The 23,048-nt window shown below is 36.1% G+C and carries 21 protein-coding genes; 8 read left to right on the forward strand and 13 right to left on the reverse strand.

The window, feature by feature from the left end:
* Position 1 precedes the first annotated feature (1 nt).
* A complete protein-coding gene (locus RT723_RS00870) occupies positions 2–283 on the forward strand; it encodes a YeaC family protein (RefSeq protein ID WP_216055609.1) in 282 nt (93 codons plus the stop codon).
* On the forward strand, positions 273–3,053 hold the full coding sequence (locus RT723_RS00875) for a DUF349 domain-containing protein (RefSeq protein ID WP_315945509.1): 2,781 nt from the start codon (positions 273–275) through the stop codon (positions 3,051–3,053). The genes RT723_RS00870 and RT723_RS00875 overlap by 11 nt, the downstream gene beginning before the upstream one ends.
* Before the next feature lie 61 nt (positions 3,054–3,114).
* On the opposite strand, the gene RT723_RS00880 is transcribed toward RT723_RS00875, so the two are convergent.
* From RT723_RS00880 to RT723_RS00900, 5 genes are all read right to left on the reverse strand, one after another.
* Positions 3,115–3,303, reverse strand: a complete 189-nt coding sequence (locus RT723_RS00880) for a hypothetical protein (RefSeq protein ID WP_315945510.1) — start codon at positions 3,301–3,303, stop codon at positions 3,115–3,117.
* A gap of 242 nt (positions 3,304–3,545) precedes the next feature.
* The gene (hflX, locus tag RT723_RS00885; protein ID WP_315945511.1) at positions 3,546–4,886 is read right to left on the reverse strand and encodes a GTPase HflX; all 1,341 of its coding nucleotides are present in this window, start codon (positions 4,884–4,886) and stop codon (positions 3,546–3,548) included.
* 453 nt (positions 4,887–5,339) lie between these two features.
* The gene (locus RT723_RS00890) at positions 5,340–6,548 is read right to left on the reverse strand and encodes a hypothetical protein (protein WP_315945512.1); all 1,209 of its coding nucleotides are present in this window, start codon (positions 6,546–6,548) and stop codon (positions 5,340–5,342) included.
* Positions 6,549–6,710: 162 nt separating this feature from the next.
* Positions 6,711–8,087, reverse strand: coding sequence for a sigma-54-dependent transcriptional regulator (locus tag RT723_RS00895; RefSeq protein ID WP_216055612.1), 1,377 nt, complete (start codon positions 8,085–8,087; stop codon positions 6,711–6,713).
* A complete protein-coding gene (locus tag RT723_RS00900) occupies positions 8,087–9,748 on the reverse strand; it encodes a HAMP domain-containing sensor histidine kinase (RefSeq protein WP_315945513.1) in 1,662 nt (553 codons plus the stop codon). The genes RT723_RS00895 and RT723_RS00900 overlap by 1 nt, the downstream gene beginning before the upstream one ends.
* A 301-nt stretch (positions 9,749–10,049) precedes the next feature.
* Here RT723_RS00900 and RT723_RS00905 point away from each other — a divergent pair, with 301 nt between their 5' ends.
* Positions 10,050–10,691 (forward strand): hypothetical protein, encoded by a 642-nt coding sequence (locus RT723_RS00905; RefSeq protein WP_315945514.1) that lies wholly within the window; start codon positions 10,050–10,052, stop codon positions 10,689–10,691.
* Positions 10,692–10,738: 47 nt separating this feature from the next.
* Here RT723_RS00905 and RT723_RS00910 read toward each other — a convergent pair whose 3' ends face one another.
* Complete coding sequence (locus RT723_RS00910; RefSeq protein ID WP_315945515.1) at positions 10,739–11,371, reverse strand: DNA-J related domain-containing protein; 633 nt, start codon at positions 11,369–11,371, stop codon at positions 10,739–10,741.
* 9 nt (positions 11,372–11,380) lie between these two features.
* On the reverse strand, positions 11,381–12,040 hold the full coding sequence (gene queC, locus RT723_RS00915) for a 7-cyano-7-deazaguanine synthase QueC (RefSeq protein ID WP_315945516.1): 660 nt from the start codon (positions 12,038–12,040) through the stop codon (positions 11,381–11,383).
* 173 nt (positions 12,041–12,213) lie between these two features.
* On the opposite strand from queC, the gene queE reads away from it, so the two are divergent.
* Positions 12,214–12,888, forward strand: coding sequence for a 7-carboxy-7-deazaguanine synthase QueE (gene queE, locus RT723_RS00920; protein WP_315945517.1), 675 nt, complete (start codon positions 12,214–12,216; stop codon positions 12,886–12,888).
* A gap of 8 nt (positions 12,889–12,896) precedes the next feature.
* On the forward strand, positions 12,897–13,301 hold the full coding sequence (locus tag RT723_RS00925; protein WP_315945518.1) for a DUF6841 family protein: 405 nt from the start codon (positions 12,897–12,899) through the stop codon (positions 13,299–13,301).
* A 96-nt stretch (positions 13,302–13,397) separates the two neighbouring features.
* Here RT723_RS00925 and trpA read toward each other — a convergent pair whose 3' ends face one another.
* The 6 genes from trpA to RT723_RS00955 all read right to left on the reverse strand — a co-directional run bounded on the left by trpA (position 13,398) and on the right by RT723_RS00955 (position 20,358).
* Positions 13,398–14,207: a tryptophan synthase subunit alpha gene (gene trpA / locus RT723_RS00930; RefSeq protein WP_216055619.1), complete on the reverse strand. Its 810-nt coding sequence runs from the start codon at positions 14,205–14,207 to the stop codon at positions 13,398–13,400.
* On the reverse strand, positions 14,207–15,463 hold the full coding sequence (trpB, locus tag RT723_RS00935) for a tryptophan synthase subunit beta (RefSeq protein WP_315945519.1): 1,257 nt from the start codon (positions 15,461–15,463) through the stop codon (positions 14,207–14,209). The genes trpA and trpB overlap by 1 nt, the downstream gene beginning before the upstream one ends.
* Before the next feature lie 29 nt (positions 15,464–15,492).
* Positions 15,493–16,959: a bifunctional indole-3-glycerol-phosphate synthase TrpC/phosphoribosylanthranilate isomerase TrpF gene (trpCF, locus tag RT723_RS00940; RefSeq protein ID WP_315945520.1), complete on the reverse strand. Its 1,467-nt coding sequence runs from the start codon at positions 16,957–16,959 to the stop codon at positions 15,493–15,495.
* Positions 16,960–17,039: 80 nt separating this feature from the next.
* Positions 17,040–18,062 (reverse strand): anthranilate phosphoribosyltransferase, encoded by a 1,023-nt coding sequence (gene trpD / locus RT723_RS00945; RefSeq protein ID WP_315945521.1) that lies wholly within the window; start codon positions 18,060–18,062, stop codon positions 17,040–17,042.
* Positions 18,063–18,101: 39 nt separating this feature from the next.
* Positions 18,102–18,692: a glutamine amidotransferase-related protein gene (locus RT723_RS00950; RefSeq protein WP_315945522.1), complete on the reverse strand. Its 591-nt coding sequence runs from the start codon at positions 18,690–18,692 to the stop codon at positions 18,102–18,104.
* Between the two features lies 1 nt (position 18,693).
* A complete protein-coding gene (locus RT723_RS00955; RefSeq protein WP_315945523.1) occupies positions 18,694–20,358 on the reverse strand; it encodes an anthranilate synthase component 1 in 1,665 nt (554 codons plus the stop codon).
* A gap of 309 nt (positions 20,359–20,667) precedes the next feature.
* Here RT723_RS00955 and RT723_RS00960 point away from each other — a divergent pair, with 309 nt between their 5' ends.
* The 3 genes from RT723_RS00960 to RT723_RS00970 are packed head-to-tail and all read left to right on the forward strand — an operon-like array spanning position 20,668 to position 23,042.
* Complete coding sequence (locus tag RT723_RS00960; RefSeq protein WP_315945524.1) at positions 20,668–21,510, forward strand: PHP domain-containing protein; 843 nt, start codon at positions 20,668–20,670, stop codon at positions 21,508–21,510.
* A 49-nt stretch (positions 21,511–21,559) separates the two neighbouring features.
* The gene (locus RT723_RS00965; protein ID WP_315945525.1) at positions 21,560–22,180 is read left to right on the forward strand and encodes an L-threonylcarbamoyladenylate synthase; all 621 of its coding nucleotides are present in this window, start codon (positions 21,560–21,562) and stop codon (positions 22,178–22,180) included.
* A gap of 4 nt (positions 22,181–22,184) precedes the next feature.
* Entirely contained in the window at positions 22,185–23,042 is an 858-nt protein-coding gene (locus RT723_RS00970; RefSeq protein WP_315945526.1) for a segregation and condensation protein A, read from the forward strand.
* Positions 23,043–23,048: the final 6 nt, after the last annotated feature.

Consider the following 23,048-nt stretch of genomic DNA (forward strand, 5'->3'; position numbering starts at 1 on the left):
AATGAATTTAGATCAAATGTTGGCGTCAGTAACGCCGGAAGTTTTTGAAAACTTAAAATACGCTGTAGAAACGGGTAAATGGCAAAATGGCCAGCGTTTAACTGCGGAACAAAGAGATAATTCCTTACAACTTGTATTGGCGTATCAAGCCAAAGTTGAAAAATCTAATCAGCATTTTACCATCGGTGAAGACGGTGAAATGGTGATGAAATCTAAGCGTGAATTAAAACGCGAATTTTTACCTGAAACTGACATCGCAAGGTTTGACCAAGATGATATTTAGTAAATTATTTAGAAAGAAAAAATGGCAAAGTGAAAAAGTAAGTGAACGTTTAGCCGCCGTTGCAGAACTGGATAAAGATGTCTTAGCAAATAAATCAATTTTACATGAATTGGCTTTTAATGATGGCGATGAAAAAGTAAGACGCGCAACCTTAGAAAAATTAAATGATTTTGCATTATGGTGGCAGGCATTTAGAAATGATCACTCAGATAACATTAAGAGAAATGCTGAACGCATCATTATCCAGTCATTAACAGGTGTTCGTGATACAAATTTAGATGCAAAATTAAAAGTACAGTTTATCGAGCAATGTAATAAAACTCAGTTGTTAGAACGGATTGTATTTGAACTTAATGATGAAGCATTAACGTTAAGTACCATAGAGCGCTTAAATAAAGACGTTTTACATTTCAGAGCGATTACCGAAAGTACCTTATCTGATGAGGCAAAATTAAGTTTATTAGCCAATATTAATGATATGAATCAACTTAAGAAGTTAGCTAAAAAACTCAATGGCAGCTTACTTAGCCATGTTGAACAAAAAATTGAAAAATTAAAACTTGATGCGGAAAAACCAGTTAAGTTAGAAAAGCAAATTAGATTAGTGTTAGCACAATTAAACGCACTTAAAGATAAAAGCGACTTTTCAGTGATTGCTGAAAAACAAGCTGAAATAGAAAATCAATGGCAACAAGCAGTAAACGACATTGATATTTTAGAAAACGAAGTGAAAACCGAGTTACTGGCTAAACATCAAAAAATCGTAGAAACACTAGAACGCATTCAAGCACCGCTTAAAGCACAATGGCAACAACAGCAAGCAGCCGAGCTACTCACTCAAGAGCAACAAAATCACTTTGAACAAATCAGTGCTGAATTAGCCGCTGTCGAGTCTAAAATTACCCAGTCAATTGCTGACGACAGTGAAATAGAGCAAAGCCAACTAAGTAATGATATCAATACCATTACCCATAAATGTAATGAAGTTAGTTTAAATGATACTAACCGTATTGAGTTATTAAAACGTGCAGAAACAATTTTCAACCGTGCTAATCAAATACCAAAAATAAAACAATCGATATTATTGGCCAAAGGATTATTGGAAAAGTTACAACAAGTACCAATACCTCAAGACTTAACTTCTTTAAATGCCATTCAAAGTGAGTTTAAACAACTTAAAAAAGAATGGCAGCATAACTTAAAGGAAGTAGGTATCTCCCTGCCAACGGACATTGCTGGTGAATATGACAGGTTAATTAAGCTCAGAGATAATGCGATTAGTGAGTTTGAGAAACAACAACGTCAAATATTCAATCAAATACGTCGCAAAATTCCTGAACTTGAAGAACTAATCAAGCAAGGGAAATTTAATAATGCATTTGGTTTATATAAAAAAATGACCTTTTGGTATGCCGACTTAAATGATTACCAAAAAAATCAGATAGCCCGTAACTGGGAATTTTTAGAATCTGAAATGGAGAAGTTAAAAGAATTACAAATGTCTTTTTCTAATCCTAAAAAACAAGAGCTATTGGCGGATATTAAAAAATTGGCGGAAACGCCATTGGTTGACCCTACAGAACAAGCTCATCGTGTAAGGTTATTACGTTCTAACTGGCAATCGTTAGGCCATGCGGGTGATGATCAAGAAAATGAATTAAACGAAGAGTTTAATCAGTTTTGTGAAGCTGCCTTTGTACCATGTCGTGAACACTACAAAGAATTAGAAGATGAACGCCAAGCTAACTTGGACGCCAAACTTCTTATTATTAGTCAGTTGGAAACGTTAGCTAATAATTTAAAAAGCTCAGAAGTTTCAAGCTGGAAAGACTTAGAGTCCGTTTTTGTGAAGTTAACTAAGTTATGGCGTGAAACTGGATTAATCGACCGAGACAAAGTATCTGAGATTAATAACCGTTATCAAGCAATATTAAAACCAATAAAACAAGCCATTACTAAGCACCACGTTAGCAATGAACAAGCAAAACAAGCGTTAATTAAACAAGCGCAAGAATTAGCTGCTCAAGAAATGGATTTAACACAAAAGTCAGACAAACTTAAAGGTTTGCAAGCTAAGTGGAAAACCGTTGGTTTTGCAGGTAAAGGCACAGACCAAAAGCTTTGGAATGAGTTTAGAGCGGTGAATAACCCAATATTTGAACAACGTGATAATGATAAGAAACAAGAGATGGATGCGGCAAATGAGTTATTTGATACTCATATGGCCATGTTATCTGATCTCAAACATTCAATTGAAGATGTGACTGAAATAAATGAACTGCGTTCTATTATCGATCAGGCTGAACAAAGCTTAACTCAAGTTAAAGGTGTTGCTAAACCTCAGTTTGAAAAGTTAAGACGTATTGTGCTTTCTATCACTAAGATCGCTGATGAAGCTATTGCTGAACGTAGAGCAAAACAAGAACAACAAATATATGTAGATCTGTTTTCTGCCGTTGAAGCATTAGTTGAGGGTAAGGCTGCTGATTTAAGTCAGTTTAAGTCTTCTTGGCAAAATGCGTTTAACATGAATTCAAAACAAGATCGTCATCAAGTCACCTTAATGATGGAGATCACTGCTGGATTAACTTCGCCAGAGGTTGATAAAGCTAAACGTAATGAAGTTCAAATGGAGATGTTGAGTGCTAAGATGGAGCAGGGCATTGAATATAATGTTCAAGAGTTACTAGAATCTTGGTTAGCTTCCGGTATATTCACAGAAGCAGATATAGAATTGTTAACGAGAATTAAACCAATATTTATTTCTTAGACTACATTTGTGCTAAAAAAAAGACTGGCTTGCCAGTCTTTTTTTACCTGTTAAATAATGATTAACTAGGTGTATCAATATAATCTTTAATTTTGCGCCGGATTTCAGTGAGATCGGTATTATCTTCTGGAAATAATGCAATTAACTCATCAAATGAATCCCATTGAGCTTTATTAACCACTTTACTAAACAACGTGTATTCTTCATTCGTTAAATTTAAGAGCTTCTTTAGAAACAATGACGAGGACATAGATAACCTTAAAGTGTCAAACTTTGACACATACTAAGAATAAACTAATGGTTTATCAACTAGATATTGTAAAACTGAAATCTGCACTTAGAACAATGTTTTGATTGCTAAAGCTAAAATGTACGAGGTGACTGCCATATAATCTATGCAGAGTTGAGTATCTGTCTGTTCATTTACATTAATCATTTACTAACAGCGGTGACATTAACGAGTTAATTTCACCGCTATTATTATTGGATGTATTATATATTTTGCATGCTCTTTTTTAATCGAGCTAAGTCAATTGCACTTGAACGTACAGTCAGCTTTATGTGGTCGTATTCATATTCTTCATTAATTACACTCATGGTGTTACGTATCTCGCCAACAATGCCTTTAGCGGTATATGGAATAATGACTTGTTCCTCAATCATTTCTTGTTCAGCAATACCTACAATATATTCATGCAGTTTAGCCACATCTTTAGGATCACGTGCTGAAGTGAGCATCGCATCGGGGTATTCAATAATAAGTTGAGCTTGTTGCTTAGCGCTTAGTTGATCAGACTTGTTTAATATTAGTAATTTTTTACTGCCTTCAACGCCAACTTCTTCAAGCACTTCGTGGACAACCTCAAGTTGCTTGCGAAATGAAGGATCGGAGGCATCAACCACGTATAACAGTAACGAGGCATCATGTGCTTCCGCTAAGGTAGAATGGAATGACGCAACCAGATCATGTGGTAATTTCTTAATAAAACCAACGGTATCTGACACTAAAATTCTTGGGTGAGTAACGGGGAATAATGCACGAACGGTAGTATCAAGAGTGGCAAACAGTTTGTTTTCACCTTCAACTTCACTGCCGGTAATTGCACGCATCATTGATGATTTACCCGCATTGGTATATCCCACCAATGCTACACAAAAATGTTCAGAACGTTGTGTACGTCGGCCTTTCATTTCTTCTTGAACACTTACCAATTGGCGTTTTAATTCGGCAAGTTGGTCACGAACATTACGACGGTTCAGTTCCAGTGTAGTTTCGCCTGCGCCTTTACCCATTTGGTGTTCTTTATCACCCGTTGAGGTTTCTCGAAGCCTTGGTGCTACATAGTTAAGACGTGCAATTTCAACTTGTAATTTAGCCGTTTTGGTACGTGCATGACGGCTAAATATTTCAATAATAACGCCGGTGCGGTCAAATACTTCAACCCCTAACTGGTTCTCAACATTACGCATTTGAGATGGGCTTAAGTCGCAGTCAAACACTACAATATCGGCACAAGCAATAGGTAGGTTTTCTGATGGGATGTCATTAAAGTCTAAATCATAGTCCAGTTCATCGTCATTATCAGTAGCTTCAATTATCCCTTTGTTTCCAGTTAGTTGTGCTATTTCTGCTAACTTGCCTAACCCAAGAACATTAACGCGTTTAGTAGAACTCTGATTTTGTGCCTGAGTACCAACAACTTTAAATCCTAATGTTGTCACCAAGCGGGCAAGTTCAGCCAATGACTCTTCAGCCTCAGCCCCTTTAAATTCAGGTGTACGAACGGAAATTAATAAAGCGTTATTAAGGGATGGTTTTGCTGTTAATTGCATATAAATTGTTTATTAATGCACGCATGTTATTAATGGTGCAAGCCTAATGTTTAATTTTGAATAGGGGGCAAGCTTACGCTGTTATGGACGAGCTTTAAACGTTAATTGGATTTTATTCAAAATAATCACTTTTGAGTAATAGTTATAGATTGGTATTTTATTAACTAAAGGTTTCACCTGCGGCGACCATACCTTTTTCAACAGCCAAAAAGGTAGGCGAAAAGGCCGCCCGTACCAAAACATCTATTTGCCTTAAACATTAACTTTAAACTTCAAATACGGAAAAACATTCGTCCCTGAACATTTTCCTCAATCGGGCATCCATGCCCGACCGATTTGAGAAAAGTTATGTTTAAGACAGATATTTTAAATCGGGGGCGAAAAGATAAAGAAAAAACGAACCTAACGGTTCGATTTTAGCTGACATAATGGATGGGGTATTTGCTATTTGGATTAAATATTTGGAAGTGTTCCATCCATGAACTGAATATTTATAGAATTATTATTGATACATGCTCGATGCCTTTTCTCAAGGGATTTTACAAAAAGTTGTATATCAGATTTGCATAATTTTAATGTATATAGCATTTCAGAAAGAGTAAGAATATTTAAACAAATATGATGTTCTTCACTGATTTTATTTAACGTGAATAGAATGTTGTCCCAATTGTTTGATAAGCGATATTCATCAATTATAACAATTCCATAAAATGTGTAATTGCCATTAAATAGTAGCGTATTGTTTTTATCATCATAAACTCTTTCCTCTCTCTGAATCGCTTTGAAAACCCCCTCTAATTGTTTAAGGGCTTTGTTGCAATGCTTTATAATATTTGACGTTATTCGTTCATATGATTTCAGTATTGTACTTTCATTAAATTCGAGAGATTTTGATTCAAAAGCAATAATTTCACTATCGTTAGTTATAGTTAAAATATCTGTAAGCTCTCGTTCTTTTTTACCTATTTGAACAAGTGGTGACAAAGTTGTTGATGAATTATCCATTAAGCAAAGTGATTGATAAATCTGCCGCTCTTGACGTATTCCATCTATGTCGTTAATAAGGTCGTAGTGCGTGCTTCCTTGTTCATTACCATGAATTGTAAGTATAGATTTGAGCTTGGTCAGAACTGTTGCAATTTTAAAACTTACTATTGGGTATTTGGGATGAGCTTTGTAATTATGACCTAAATTAGCACAAGCTGAGTCAATGAAATTATTACAACTATCATAGTTATCCGCTGATATGAATTGGAAGTTATTCAGAATATTGTGTACACGTTTATTTCTAAAATTTGTTTTTAATTTAATTTTGCCTTTTAGAGTAGGTGCATCTGTTTCATCGAATAAAACTAAGTCTAATTCAGTATTTAGGAAGGATGAGTTAAAAATGTTATTAGAATTTTGCCATTTTTGAGCCAAAATAGCATCCATAGGTGAGCTTTCATTATCAAATATTCTCATGCATAGAGCTAAGTAATGAGGTGTTTTTGAAGTAGTAATTATATAGAACTCAATTTTGGCTCCAAAGTTGATAGCCTTGATGGTAGATGTGGGCAACTTTGCAATTATTACTTGATCACCATTACGATTTGATTCACAAAATACACCTATTTGTGCAGAACTTATCATTTGATTCATAAACTTAGATGGCATATACATTGGTAACTTCCTTATTATTCAGAACTTAAGAAGATTTTTACATATAAATTGCACTTATTTATAACTCTAGAATATGAGACATAAACTCAAGGGCAGGTTAGAACAACTAGCGTGGTGTTGCCATTAAATTAGGATCGTTTATATTTTGTTCTTCTCCCGCCACTATAGCTCGAATTTCTCAATCCTGTACAAAAACTGTTTATACCCCATACCCAATAACTTGGCGGCTTTGGTTTTATTGTTTTTAGTTTTAAGTAGGGCTTGTTGTAAAACTTGTTTTTCAAAGTCATCCCAATTCATGCCATTTTCTGGAATGTTAAATTCACCATTTTGTTGTGGCATGTTTGTATCAAAGTTTGTTGAATTAGTCTCTTGTCTTGTTAGGTCTTCAATTAACTCTTGTTCATCACCTAATAACACAAAACGTTCTAGTTTGTTGCTCAACTCACGCACATTACCTGGCCAGTCGTGATCAAGTAATAGCTTTTTGGTTGGCGCTGATAATTTAGCGGATTGACCGCCGTATTGTTGTTCAAACTTATTGATAAAGTGCAAAATCAGTTTTGGAATATCTTCAGGTCTTTCTTTTAAAGAAGGCATTCTTAGTGGTACAACGTTTAAACGATAATAGAGATCTTCTCTAAACTCTTGTTTGCTTATTTGGGTTGGAATGTCTCTGTGAGTTGCCGCAATTACGCGGGCATCAACTTGAATTTCGTCATTGGAGCCTAAGCGGGTAATCACACCTTCCTGCAAAAAGCGCAGTAACTTAGCTTGTAATAAAATAGGTAACTCACCAATTTCATCTAGGAATAATGTACCTTGATGTGCCGCTTCAATTTTTCCAATTTTTTGTGCAATAGCACCTGTAAATGCGCCTTTTTCAGCACCAAATAGTTCAGCTTCTGCTAATGATTCTGGGATAGCTCCACAATTAATGGCTATAAAACTATTATTCTTTCTATCAGAAAGTTGATGTAATGCTCTGGCTGCTAATTCCTTTCCGGTACCACTTTCGCCAGTAATCATAACAGTGGCATTGGTATTGGATACACGTTTAATACGTTCATAAACCTGTTGCATACAAGGCGCATTACCAACTAAATCAACCATGTTTTGTTGTTCAGTTAACTGTTTTTCTAACGATTGGTTTTGTTCTCGTAGTGACTTTGCCGTATTGGCTTTTGAAATAGCCAGTAGTAATTCTTGTGATTGGAAAGGCTTACTTAAATAATCATCTGCGCCTTTTTCAATGGCTTCTATTGCGTGTTTTACTGAACCATAAGCCGTAGCAACGACAAAGCCGATATTTAGAGAATTGTTTCTAACGTACTCTAATAATGAAATACCGGTTAAAGTACCTAATTTCCAATCTGAGAAGATAACATCAGGTAAAGTGTTTTGTTTAACTAAGTTTTTTAAGGAAACAATTGCGCTTTCAACACTGTCTGCTTGAGTTACTTTAATGTCGTTGACTTCTAATATATTGGCAACAAGTTCACGCTGATCTTGTTCATCTTCTACTAATAAAACATGCATTATTTGATGTCCTGTTGTACCGAACGAGGAAGTGTACATATTGCAGTGACTCCAGTTACTTTTCCATGTTCTATGTTGTTATTTACGGTTAATGTGCCGTCATAATGTAATTCTACTAGACGTTTACTGATATAAAGTCCCATGCCTGCACCTTCAGCTTTGGTAGAGCAGTGTGCAGAAAAAAGCCGAGATTCTATATCCGAATCAAGTCCTGACCCAAAGTCAGTTACCGTTATGACCGGTAGTTCGTTTATTATGGATGCCTTGACAATAATAGTTATCGGTGTGTTTTTATCCACTGACGAATTATGTTGTAATTTATCTAAGCTGGCTTCATAGGCATTAAAAATCAATGTATGGAAAATAGCACGGAACTCACTTTCTGCACCTCTTATCTTAATTTTATTGTTTGATATGAGTTCAACATTTAATACGCAAACTGAATTATCGTGAGTTTGTTTTAATTCAAGTATTACATCATTAAGAATTGCGGTTAAAGAAACGTTCTCTTCTCGCTCAAGACCATCAGATGTAATAGTTAACAATGCTTTAATGTTTTTATCTAACTGTGTAATTTTACTTTGTATTTGTTTAAACAGTTTCTGTTTTATGGATTCAGATACTTGGCTGCTCTGTAATTGTTCAATCGCTAATCCAATGGTGTGCATCGGATTTCGTAAAGCATGAGCTATACCTTTACTTACGTCACTTATCTCAGTTAAGTGAGTTTGTTGCTGTAATTTTGTTTCCGCATCCGCTAGTTTTTCTAATTGGTTACTCATGGAGTTAAATCTATGGATAGTTTGGCTTACCTCAGCAACACCTTGAGGTTCAACTTGCACACCAAAGTTACCTTGTTCTAGTTGTTTAAATCCGTTAATTAATTCTTGCATGGGTTTACTAAATCGTTTGCTTAACCAAAATACAAACAGAATTGAAATAAATGTAGTGAAGACGATGACAAATGTGATGTAGTTAAATAATTCAGATATTTGTGATTTTCGTTTATTGATGATCACGTTAGGATCGTGTTTTTTAACACTCTTAGCATGCCAAACCTTTTTAGTGCCGTTCTCAGAGGTAGTTTCAATTTTGATATTGTCGTTTTCAATACCTATGTTTTTCATATTTTCTATTTGTTTGGCTAAATGACGTTTAATCAGTTTGTTAGGATGTGCTTTTTTAATACCTAGTTTTATCCGGAACCCTTTCTCTAGAACTTCTAAATTATGCATTTTTTGTGATTTAAGCTGTTGGGCTAATGATAATACGGTTGGTTTTATTTCTGCTGGTACTTTTGATAACGCATCTAACAGTTTGTCATCTGAATTTAATATGTCAGCATCAATTTCCATTTTTAAACTGAACTGAGGTTTTCCTTTTTTTAATACATGGATTCTTAACATGTCTATAAAAGGTGGATCTTGTTTTTCTGGTAAATAGGTAAGGATATCAAGCTTAGTTTCAAGTTGAGTTGTATGATCTTCGTCTTCAATACTATCAATCGTATATTTTAATATTCGGTCAGCAAAGTCTTTCCCCCTTTGCTCTATTTCAGCATCTACATTATTTTTAAAGTGGAATAGAAGGGCGACTTGTGCGATGGCAATCACTAAAACAAGTCCGGTGATTAATAAAAATAGGTGACGTCGAATTGTCATATATATAGGGTCTCAATTATGAACACGAATTGGTTGATTTTGCTATTTACGCAATCTTTATTCCATAGTAAAAAGTAGATATAAATCATAATGTTATTAAACATTGTTAACTTAATTGTAAACCAAAAATACTGTAATGAGGAATGTTTATCCTTATATCAGGATTAATTATTAGAAGTATAAGCGAGTTGTATTCAATATCACCCTAATGCATTGAATTATAAGGTGTTTATATATTGGCACGTAAGTTGAGTTAACTAGTTTAGTTTTACAAAACAAGCTTTAAAACAGGAGAGCTAATATGAAAAATTTAAAACTAAATGTTATCGCTGCATCTATGATGATAGGCACTCTATTATTAAGTGGTAATGCGTTAGCTGATAGAACTAAAGATAGTAAAGAAAAACCAGTCCGTCAGATGATCAAGATTAAAGCTGAAGAAGGCACTGATGTAAAAGTCTTTGTTGGTAAGAATGGAGAAAAAAATAAGTATAGATTTAGCGTTGAAGAGCTAGAGAATATGGATAATGTGAAGGCTAAATTAGGTGATTTAGACCAAGAAACCCTTGATAAGGTTGTCCAGTTATTAGGCCAACTTAATGAACATGAAGCAAAAATAGTTGAGTTTAAAGACACTGACATCAAACATGGTGAATCAGAATCTAAAATCTTTATGGTGAAAACAGGTAACTCAGAAGGTGAAATGCATATTGAAATTGACGTAGAAGGGGATGGGAAGTTTCATGAAAAACGTTTACGTAAATCTTTCTTCGCGGATGGTAAAGGAAATCATAAAGCCAATCACAAACGTATGAAGTGGATTTCAGAAGACGGTGATAAACCTGAAATGGTTAAAGTGCTAAAAAAACTTATCAATAAATCTGACTTAACCGATGATCAAATAGAAGAGCTTAAAACGCTTTTAGATAACAAAAACCAATAAACATAATTTACATTAGAACCTAAAAGGCCTTTAAATTAAGGCCTTTTTTATATGTGCTTTTTAACGTAACTATAGGCAAGATTTAGACGTTGGAATTTGGTGGTACATCCGCCTTTATCTGGGTGGTGTGTATTGCTTAAAGTCAGATACTGACGTTTAAGATCTGCCTTTGTAGGCAAATTGTCCAACTCTAAAATAGACAGCGACTTCTCTAGGTTTGATTCAGACATTTGCATAGTGGATTGAGAAAACATGGTTTTCCAAAACGAATCAATTAAATCATTTACATTTGATTCATCTGTTTTTTCAAAATTACGCCAGTCTAGGTAATAGGCTCTTAACTTTTCGATGGCTTGTTGGTTTTGTGATAATTGGATGGGGTTCGATTGTTGTTGGTTAGATTCCGAACTTGTTAGTGTTGGGGTTAAAGGAATGTAAGTAATTTGGGATGAAATGATATCTATATCATATTGATCATGTTGTAAGCCTAAATCACGTAAACGATACAGTGCATTAAAAATAACAAAATGGGTTTGAAATAGAGCGAGGTTATTGGACATAACCTCATGGTTAAATAAGTGATAGGGGTCGGATTTGAACTTAGTAATTATCTCATACTCACTAATTGGACCTTGTTTAATGATGTCCAATATTGCTTGATCTAATACTAAGTTTTCCAAAACAGACGCTTATGCTTCGTATTCTAGCGGATCGGATGCATTGTTTTTTTCAAATGCTTCGAGTCGTTCTTGGCAAGCACCACACTTCCCACATGCTTTTTCACGACCGTTATAACAAGTCCAAGTTTTGTTATAGTCTAACTTCATAGCCAATCCGTCGGCTAAGATTTCTATTTTGTCGTTATGCAAATAAGGCACTACAATATCAATGGCATCGTAGTTCGCGATTGCACAAACATCTTGCATACGTTTTACAAACTCTGGGCGACAGTCTGGATAGATAGCATGATCACCTGAATGAGCGCCATAAAACACTTTAGTAGCGTTTAAACTTACAGCATAACCAACGGCTAGACTTAACAAGATCATGTTGCGGTTTGGCACTACGGTGCTTTGCATTGTTTCTGCTTCGTAATGGCCTTCAGGAATATCAATATTATCGGTTAGTGATGAGCCTGCAATAATTGAGTTTATGGCACTAATATCGACAATTTTGTGATGTACATTTAATTCTTCACAAGCACGTTTGGCATAATCAATTTCTTTTACATGACGCTGACCATAATCGAAAGTTAATGCATATACATCAAACCCTTTTTTTATCGCATGGTTTAACACGGTATATGAGTCCATTCCACCCGAAAAAATGACAACAACTTTTTCTGACATTCAAAATCACCTATAAATTAATTGCGAAAAAGTAACGAAACTTTTGTTATAATCGCAAACATTAACGAACACATAAAATACAATGGTGTTCGTACTTAAACAGAATAAATGAATGTTAATTCAATATCTGTTTAGAAGAAAGTTAACTTTTAGCAGGTACCAATAGTAAAGCGATGAATACATACAAAATAAATGAAATATTTGAGACCATTCAAGGTGAAGGTCAATACACAGGTACCGCATCAATTTTTGTTCGTTTACAAGGTTGTCCAGTTGGTTGTTCATGGTGTGATACCAAACAAACATGGGAACAACTTGAAAGCGATAAACAATCACTTTCAAATATTATTATCAAAACATCGGACTCGCCAACTTGGTGTGATGCGGATGAAACCATAATTTATAACACTTTTGTTGAGCAAGGTTATAGAGCTAAACATGTTGTTATTACCGGTGGCGAACCTTGCATGTTTGATTTAAACCCATTATGTAATTTATTACATTCAAAAGGGTACACCACTCAAATAGAAACCAGTGGTACCTTTGAAATTCAAGCACCAGATCAAACATGGGTGACAGTATCACCAAAAATTAATATGAAAGGCGGTTATCCCGTTTTAGCATCTTGCATGTTAAGGGCCAATGAAATAAAACACCCAATTGCACGACAAACACATGTTGAAGAGTTAGAGCAATTGCTTATCGAAGCGCCAGTGAAACAAAACACATTAATTTATTTACAACCTATTAGCCAAAAAACATCGGCAACGGAACTTGCTATAGAAACCTGTAAAGAAAAGAACTGGCGTTTGTCGGTTCAAGTACATAAATATATAGGAATTAGTTAGGCATCATAATGAAACAAAGATTTACTGAGTTTTTTCAGCTGTACGCAACAGCCATGCAAAATAGACAATTAAAGTTATTGAAGTCGATTTATCGATTACCGTTTATTATTGTTCATGATGAGCCTAAAAGCGTGGCTACTTTTAATCTAGAATTAGAAATGAAGTTGAAAAAGGTACTGGCTTCTTTTCAACAAATGTCTGTTTCTAGTGTTGAGGTGCAAGTGAATAAAGCAATTCATTTATCCAAAGATGTTCATTTTGCTAATGTGAGCTGGACTTTTAAAAATGAACAAGGTGAAATACAGTTAACCTATAATACTTCATATATGCTCAATGTTACTGAAGAAGATATTAAAATCATAACTGTCATCATCGACGATGAAAACGACACTTATTTAAAGCTAATCGATTAAATACTGTAATAAGTAGTGTAAAGCACATAAATTAAAAAAGCCGTTATCTATAAAGATAACGGTTTTTTGGGTTTTAATACTCAGGTATTTCGACTGTTATGATTTCGATGTCGCTGCTTTCATAGATTTAATGAATACGGCTAACTCTTTTAACATAACGTCTTTGTTGGCTAAGTTACGTTCAATAATATTAACCACCGCAGAACCAGAAATTGCCCCAGCAGCGCCAGAGTTTATCGCTGATTTCACTTGTTCTGGGCTAGAAATACCAAAACCTAAAATAGCAGGGGCTGCATTATGGCTTGCTAGCTTTTTGATCATTATGTCAGCTGGCATATTTGCTTTGGTTTCAGCGCCTGTAACACCCGCACGGCTTAATAAATAAGTATAACCTTCACTGAACTTGGCTACCTGCTCTAACATGCTGTCATCAATGGTAGGCGGCACAATAAATACTGCATCAACGTTTGCTTGTTTAGCTGCAAGTCTAAATGGCTCACTTTCTCTAACTGGCACATCGGCAACTAAAACAGAATCAATACCTGCTTTTGCACATAATTCATAAAAGCTTTGTATGCCTTTTGCTACCACTAAGTTGCTGTAAAGTAACAAGCCTATTGGTGTAGCTGGAAACTCTATTCTTATTTTTGCTACAAGATCTAAACAAGCTTGTGTAGAGATAACCTGATCTAAAGCTCTGATGTTCGCAGCTTGTATAGTAGGGCCATCAGCAATGGGATCTGAAAAAGGGATACCTAATTCAAGTGCATCGGCACCAGATTCAATTAATGTTTTAATAATTTGATAACTGGTTTCCAAGTCAGGATCGCCAATGGTAACAAACGGTATAAATGCACCTTGATTATTGGCATTTAATTGTTGAAACATTTCATTATAACGGCTCATTATTTTGGCTCCTTCTGTGCTGACTCTGGGTTATTTCTGGTAAACTTTTCACCTAGTATTGAATGAACGTGTGTTAAGTCTTTATCCCCTCGGCCAGAAAGATTCACTAATATGATCTGTTCTTTTTCAGGATTTTGTTTAGCCAGTTTTAACGCATGTGCTAAGGCATGTGATGACTCAAGGGCTGGAATGATGCCTTCGTGTTTAGCTAATATTTGGAAAGCTTCAATTGCTTCATCGTCATTTATTGCCACATAATCAGCACGACCAATAGCTTTTAAGTGAGCGTGTTGTGGGCCAACGGCTGGGTAATCTAAGCCAGCTGAAATAGAATAAGACTCTTCTATTTGTCCGTCTTTGTCTTGCATTATATGGGTGTAAGCACCGTGTAATATACCTTTAGAGTCAATTCCTTGGTCGATAACAGCAAGTGCAGCACCGTGTTCTCCAGTTTCTAAACCATGGCCACCTGGTTCAACACCAATTAATTCAACGCCTTGTTCTTTAATAAAGTCATTAAACATACCAATGGCGTTTGACCCACCACCAACGCAAGCAATAACTTTATCAGGCAATCGGCTTTCTGCTTTTAATACTTGTTGTTTGGCTTCTTCGCCAATCATTTTTTGAAAATCACGAACAATCGTTGGGAAAGGATGAGGACCAGCTGCAGTACCTAACAAATAATGGCTATCTTCGTAAGTTGAAGCCCAGTCACGCATTGCTTCGTTGACGGCATCTTTTAATGTGCCAGAACCGGCGGTTACAGGGATGACTTCAGCGCCCATTAATTTCATTCTAAATACATTAGGTTGTTGTCTATCAATGTCTTTAGCACCCATATATATACGTGCTTCTAATCCCATTAATGCGCAAGCTAATGCTGTCGCTACACCATGCTGACCGGCACCAGTTTCAGCAATAACTCGAGTTTTACCCATACGTTTGGTTAATAACGCTTGGCCTAATACTTGGTTGGTTTTGTGTGCACCACCGTGTAATAAATCTTCACGTTTTAAATAAAGTTTTGTGTTGGTACCCGCGACTATGTTTTTACACAATGTTAATGGAGTAGGGCGTCCAGCATAATTTGTTAGTAATGATTCAAATTCTTCTACAAATGCTGGGTCTTCTATAGCCTCAATATAGGCCTGTTCTAATTGTTCTAATGCAGGAACAAAAAGCTCTGGTACAAACATGCCACCATATTCACCAAAATAGGCATCTAATGTTTTTTTAGTTTTAACGCTGCTCATGGGGATTCCTAATATAATTTTTAATTGAGTTAGTGAAAATCTTTTCGATTCACTAACGAAAATAATTGGTTAATTTGTTGAGCTGATTTTATGCCTGGGCTGGTCTCAACACCTGAATTCACATCAACGCCACAAACTGGAAGGTTTTGTGTTGATTTAATATTTTCCAAATTTAAGCCACCCGCTAACATAAATGCTGGTGAATTTAAGTTAATGCCTTTTAACAAGTTCCAATCGAAAGTTTTTCCTGTTCCGCCAGATTGACCTGTAGTTACACACTTAGTATCCAATAATATTCTGTCTGCGCTTGGCCATCGTTTTGGTAAAGCTTCAGTAGCAGTTGTTTGATTGTTATCAGCTTCAACCGCAACGGATTTCCAAATGCTTATTTGTTTATTTGCCTTGTTAGAGAGTTCTCTAACAGAGTCGATATAGTTGTCATCTTCATTACCGTGTAATTGTACTACGCTAATGTTTAACTCAGAGATCAGTTTATCTAGTTCTTTTAACGGCATATCTTGAGTAACAGCAACAAAGGTTAACTGGCCATTTGAGTCTTGTTCAATGATGTTTTTTGCTTTATCAATAGTTACGCAACGTGGGCTTTTTGTCACAAAGATCAAGCCAGCATGCTTTACTTGGTTTTCAATTAACGTTTTAACAGCGGAGGCTTGAGTTAAGCCACATATCTTATGTTCACCAATAATTAAATCATGACATGCACGAGAAAGATCTTTTTGTGCCATTAACGAACTGCCCACCAAGAAACCTTGCACTTCTTGTTTTAACAAGTTTACCTGTTGGTGATTGTTAATACCTGATTCTGAAATTAACACTGTGTTGTTAATTTGTTGTTCGCTGGCCAATTGTTTGAACAAACTCACTAACTCAGGGGTTTTATTTAAGTCCGTTGATAAGTCCCTTAAGTTTCGGTTATTTATACCTAATATGTCGGCCTTTAATGATACAGCACGATGCATTTCTTGTTCATTGCTGACTTCTGTTAGTACGGACATGTTTAGTTCGTTAGCTAAGTTATTAAGCAATGTATATTGTTTATCGTCTAAAACTGACAACATCAATAAAATAGCGTTAGCACCAAAGTAACGGGCAAGGTACACTTGATATTCATCGATAAAGAAGTCTTTACATAATACAGGTTGGCTTAATTTAGCTTTCACTAAAGGCAAACGCTCAAATTCACCTTGGAAGTATTTTTCGTCCGTTAATACCGAGACACAGCTGGCGTATTGGCCATAACTTTGGCAAATTTCATCTAAATCAAAAACAGGACGAATCAAACCTTTAGATGGGCTGGCTTTTTTGCATTCCAATATGAATGCGGCGCCTTTATTTTTATGGTCGCTTTGCAACGCCGCTTTGAAATCACGGTCGTTAGGTGTTAATTTCTCAATGAATTCAGTTAGCGGAAAATCAATTTTACGTTGGCTAACTTCTAGCTGTTTATCTACAACGATTTTTTCTAATACATTCATTTTATTATTCTTTTCTTATTTAATCTGTTTGCTTGTCGCTTTTTACTTTTATTCGTAACTCAAAGCTCGTAACTCGAAACTTAAGTCCTGTTACTAAGGGTAACAAAGTCATCCAGTGTTTTAATTGCTTGGCCTGACTGAATTGCTTTTAAGGCAGTTTCTAAAGCTGTTTCAAAGGAATCACATAAGCCATAAAGGAATAATACTGGCGCTGTATTAAGAGCAACTGCAAAATTATGGGCATCAGTGCCTTTGCCTGATAACACCTGACGAATATTTTTTGCATTTTCTTTTGGTGAACCACCATTTAAGGCTTCAATCGGGAATGATTTAAGACCAAACTGCTCAGGGGTTATTTCAAATTCGGTGATTTCACCATTTAATAATTGAGTTATTTGGCTTTTTCCATGTAACGCTATTTCATCCATCCCAGACCCATGAATGACCCACGCCGCTTTTTTGCCTAATAATTTAAGTGATTCCGCCATTGGACGGCATAACTCAGGCGCATAAACGCCTAGCACTTGAACTGCAGCCTTGGCAGGGTTAATTAAAGGCCCAAGAATATTAAAGATAGTTCGGGTTTGTAGCATCTGCCTGACTGGCATAGCGTGACGGATACCAGAATGATAAACCGGTGCCATTAAAAAGGTTAAATTAGTTTGCTCTAAACATTGTTTTGCACCTTGCGGTGTCATTTCTAGTTTAATGCCTAGTTCAGATAGCACATCGGCAGAACCGGATTTAGATGACACAGCACGGTTTCCGTGTTTTGCCATTTTAACACCGCATGAAGCTGCAAGTATGGCACACATGGTACTGATGTTGATGGTTTTCGTACCATCGCCACCTGTGCCGCAGTTGTCAGCAGTATCAAAATCAAGTGTAGGAAAGGAAAGGGCATTATCACTTAATGCTTTAGCAGCGCCAGCAATCTCTGCAACGGTTTCCCCTTTAATCTTTAACGCCGTTAGATACGAAGACAATAAGATTGGATCTAACTCGCCCTTAACCATTTGGGTAAATAATTGATGAGTCTGTTCAGATGTTAAATCTTCATCGGCAATAACTTTATGTATTAATTCTAAGTTTGTCGTCGTCATGTTCATTCCATTTTTAATCTGGTGTCGCTGATTCGTTAATTATTTAGTTAAGTAGTTTATGGCTTGCTCTAATAAGCGAGAACCATCGGTGGTTAATATAGATTCTGGGTGGAACTGAAAGCCTAATGTTTTATTTTTTTCATCTATAAACACCATTGGGATATCTCCTAACTGCCCAATCACAGTAATATCACTTGGCAAATCTTTTACAATTAGTGAATGGTAACGAGCTACAGACATGTTAGTACCTAACCCATCAAAGATTTCATGTGGTTGGCAGGTTATGACTGACGACTTACCATGAACGGTTTCTCCCGCTAACGTAACGATCGCACCATAGTGTTCAGCAATAGCTTGGTGGCCTAAACAAACACCTATAATTGGTATTGTTCCAACAGCGTATTCAATCAGTTTGGTCATACAGACTGAATCAGATGGCTTACCTGGACCAGGAGATAAGAACAACAAAGGTTTTTCACCGGCTTGTATGCTGTTATTAATTTGGTCAATGATCATTTGAGGGTTAACTGTATTACGGAAGATCTCTATTTGATTGTCTAAACAGCGTAATTCATCGACTAAGTTGTACGTAAATGAATCTTGGTTATCTAATAAAAATATTTTACTCATGTTAGTTAACCTCCGTTGTAGATGACTCTGTTTGATTTAAATATACTTCACTAGCTTGAATCGCTTTTAACACAGCTTGAGCTTTGTTTTGTGTTTCTTCACATTCAGAGACTGGATCTGAGTCAAACACAACGCCAGCACCTGCTTGAACATGAGCCATTCCATGTTGAACAAAAGCACTGCGTATAACAATGCATGTATCCATGTCACCGGAGCCATTGATATAACCTACAGCGCCTCCGTAACTGCCTCTTCTGGTTTGTTCAACGTCCCTGATTAATGATGCCGCACTAATTTTAGGGGCGCCAACGAGTGTACCCATGTTCATGCACGCTTGGTAAGCATGAAGGGCATCTAGATCATTTCTTAATGTACCAATAACACGGGAGACAAGATGCATAACATAAGAGTAACGATCGACTTTTAATAACTCTTTAACATAACGCGTGCCTGGTTCACTTATTCGCGCTACATCGTTACGAGCTAAGTCCACTAACATTAAATGTTCTGCCACTTCTTTTTTGTCATGTCTGAGGTTTAACTCAATACGTGAGTCTAAATCTGGATTAATCGAACCGTCAGCTCTAAAACCACGGATACGCGTTCCTGCAATTGGGTATACTTCAACTTGTTTCGTTGTGGAGCAATACTTAAGAGCCGATTCTGGGGATGCACCAAACAATGTAAAATCGTCGGCTTTAAGATAAAACATATAAGGACTAGGGTTATCTTGTTTTAAATGTCGGTAAGCATCTAATGAGTTAGAACAAGGCAAACTAAAACAACGTGAAGGGACAACTTGGAATACATCACCTTGCACTATGTTTTGTTTTAATTGGATAACTTGTTGTTGGAAAATATCGTCTGCCACATTAACGCTAATCGCAGAATTATTAAGAACAGATTTAGTACTCACTTTATTAAAACCAAAAGATTGTGAGTCTGTGTCATGGCTGTCTGCAATTGCCGTATCTAATTGCTGTTTTAATTGTTCTAGCCGTTTACCAATTGAGAAACAGTTGGCGTAGGCATTCTCTCCACTAAAGACATTACCAATAAGTTCAGTCTGTTGTAATTGATGGTCAATGATCACCATAGTTTCAGCTAAGTAAAATAAGTAATCAGGGCAAGTATTTAACCCTTGAGCTACATCAGGTAACGATTCAAAATTAGCTAACATATCATAAGCAAACACGCCGCCTAAAAACAGGGCAAATGGTGAATCACTAGGTGCTTTTATAGAATTAACTGCAGAGCGTAATACTTCAAACGCATTAGCTTGTTTTAAACGAGTATCTTCATCTACGTTGGTGTCGTTATCTAAAAAAGTGATCTTTAAAAGCTTTCCTTCTAACGAAACATTAGTTGTAGAGGCGTATTGTTCAGAAAAGGTTTTTGATAAATGATGAATGACAGGAAGACCATTATCCACTAACGCCGTCACAATAACTTGATTGCCGTTACATTCAAATTTCACGGCTGTGTCTATTAACATCAAACTCTTTAAGTTGTCTTTGCTGTCTATCTCTGCGGATTCCAATAACAAGGCGTTGTCATTGTGTTTGGTAAAACGAGAGAATATATCAAGTGGATCATTTAAATAGTTTGCTTTGATACTAATACTATTTACTTCACCAATTGTTGTTGTGATTTGACTAAATACCATTTTGATTACTTTTCTTATTTATTAAATTTAAGCCATTAAAAAACCCGCCAAATAAGCGGGTTTTCTTTGATAATGTCGTAATATTACGCGCACCACTTATTCACCCGCTAAACTTGGAAAGCCACCAATGCCATGTGAATGTTGAAGTGTTCATTTGTTTGAAAATTCCTAAATTCGTAATATTTTGATTAAGTGGCTATATAAAAACGTTTTTTGATAGACCTGTCAATTATTTATTTCAGAGATAGTAGAACTAAACGCTATATGACATAATTACGCCATTGTTATTTTTAGTTATTCGAGCCCACCTTGATATATGATCTGCATAGCCATACAACTGCATCTGACGGTAGTTTAACCCCAGTTGAATTAGTCACTCGTGCTGATGTTAGACAGGTGGGCGTTTTAGCAGTTACCGATCATGACACCGTTGATGGTTTAACTGCTGCCAAACGAGAAATAGAACTTAAAAAATTAAAATTAAAGTTAGTTAATGGGGTTGAGATATCAACCAAATGGCACGGCTTTGAAATTCATATAGTTGGTTTATGTATTGATCCGGAAGATTCTGTTTTATTGTCTTGTTTGGATACTCAATTAAAACATCGAGAAATTCGCGCACAATCTATGTCTGATAAATTAGAAAAAAAAGGCATAGAAAACGTATATCAAGAAGCCCGAGAAATGGCGGTAGGTAAATGCGTAAGTCGAACGCATTTTGCCAAAGTACTTTTACAACGAGGCGTCGTTTCCAATTTTGATGCTGCTTTTAAAAAATATTTAGGTAAAGGTAAATCCGCATATGTGTCGCCGAATTGGATGGATATAGAGACGGCGGTTAAGATCATTAAACGCGCTGGTGGAATAGCAGTAATTGCTCACCCAATCCGTTATGACATGTCTAACAAGTGGTTAGCTAAATTAGTGGCCGAATTTGCGGAGCATGGTGGAGACGCGTTAGAAGTTGGTTTAAGCCAGCAATCACCAAATCAACGATTACATATTTCAACATTAGCTAGTAATCATGATTTATACAGTTCACAAGGTTCAGACTTTCACGCACCTGCTCGTTGGACTGATTTAGGAAAAAGTTTATATTTAACAGAGCAATGCAAACCAGTTTGGCAACATCCAAAATGGCGATTTGCGTAAGATGGGCGTATAGTTATTTTATAACTATGTTTAAATAAGTAAGTAAAACATGAGTCAATTTTTTCATATTCATCCAGACAACCCACAAGGGAGATTAATTTCCCAAGCAGCCGCTATTGTAAAAAATGGTGGAGTAGTGGTTTACCCAACCGACTCTGGTTATGCCATTGGTTGTGCTATTGGCGATAAAAAAGCAATGGATAGAATCATCGCGATCAGGAATGTGGATAAAAACCATAACTTCACATTAGTATGCCGAGATTTATCGGAAATCGCGACATTTGCTCGGGTAGACAATGCGGCGTTTAGAGCGATTAGAGCCGCAACACCAGGGCCATATACCTTCATATTCAAAGGCACTAAAGAGGTTCCTAAACGAGTACTTAACGATAAACGTAAAACCATAGGAATACGTGTACCGAACAATAAAATTGCTTTAGATTTATTAATGGAGTTAGGCGAACCACTGATGTCTTCCAGCTTATTGTTGCCTGGCGATGAATTTGCTGAATCAGACCCTGACGAAATTCGCCAACGTTTAGAAAAGCAGGTCGACCTAGTCATACACGGTGGTTATTTAGGTGAAAAACCAACCAGCGTAATCGACTTTTCAGAAGGTGAATCAAATATTATAAGATATGGCGAAGGCGATACGAGTCAGTTTGAGTAAATAGATGATCACTGAGCCGCAAACTCCAACATTAGGAAATCAAGAACGTGATACGACACAAATGATCCAGCAAACTTTACCGCTGGCTTTTGTTCGTGGCGAAGCGGTTATTGAAAAGCCTGAAGACTTGTTTATCCCCCCTGATGCGTTAGAAATATTTTTAGAGGCATTTGAAGGGCCGTTAGATTTTTTGTTGTATTTAATAAAAAAACAAAAGTTCGATATTGTTGATTTACCTATTCAAGAGATCACGTTGCAATACATGGAATATGTAGAGTTAATGCGTGAAGTTAAATTAGAATTAGCTGCAGAATACCTAGTGATGGCGGCTATGTTAGCGGAAATTAAATCTAGACTATTATTACCTAAAAATGTTTTTGATGATGAAAATGAAGAAGACCCTAGAGCAGAATTAATTCGTCGATTACAAGAATATGAAATCATTAAACAGGCTGCTCAAGATATTGATCAATTACCGAGAATGGAACGTGATACTTTTATATCTAAAGCGGTAATGCCACAGACAATGAAACCTGAGTTATCTCAGCCAGAAATAGATATACAAGAATTAGTTTTGGCATTTCAATCCGTTTTAAAAAGGGCATCGGCCTTTACACATCATGAAATTTCAGCGGAAGTATTATCAACAAGAGAAAGAATGTCGCAACTGTTAGACCGGTTAAGCCAAAGTGATAGTTTTATATTATTTCATGAATTGTTTGATGTTACAGAAGGGCGTTCTGGAGTGGTGGTTACCTTTTTAGCCGTTTTAGAATTGGTGAAAGAGAGTTTATTAGAGATCATTCAATCTGCAGCATACGGTCAATTACACGTCCGCTATAAACATGCTGAAGTGAGTTGAGCATAA

The organism is Psychrosphaera aquimarina (genome assembly GCF_032461525.1).
Lineage (GTDB): Bacteria > Pseudomonadota > Gammaproteobacteria > Enterobacterales > Alteromonadaceae > Psychrosphaera > Psychrosphaera aquimarina.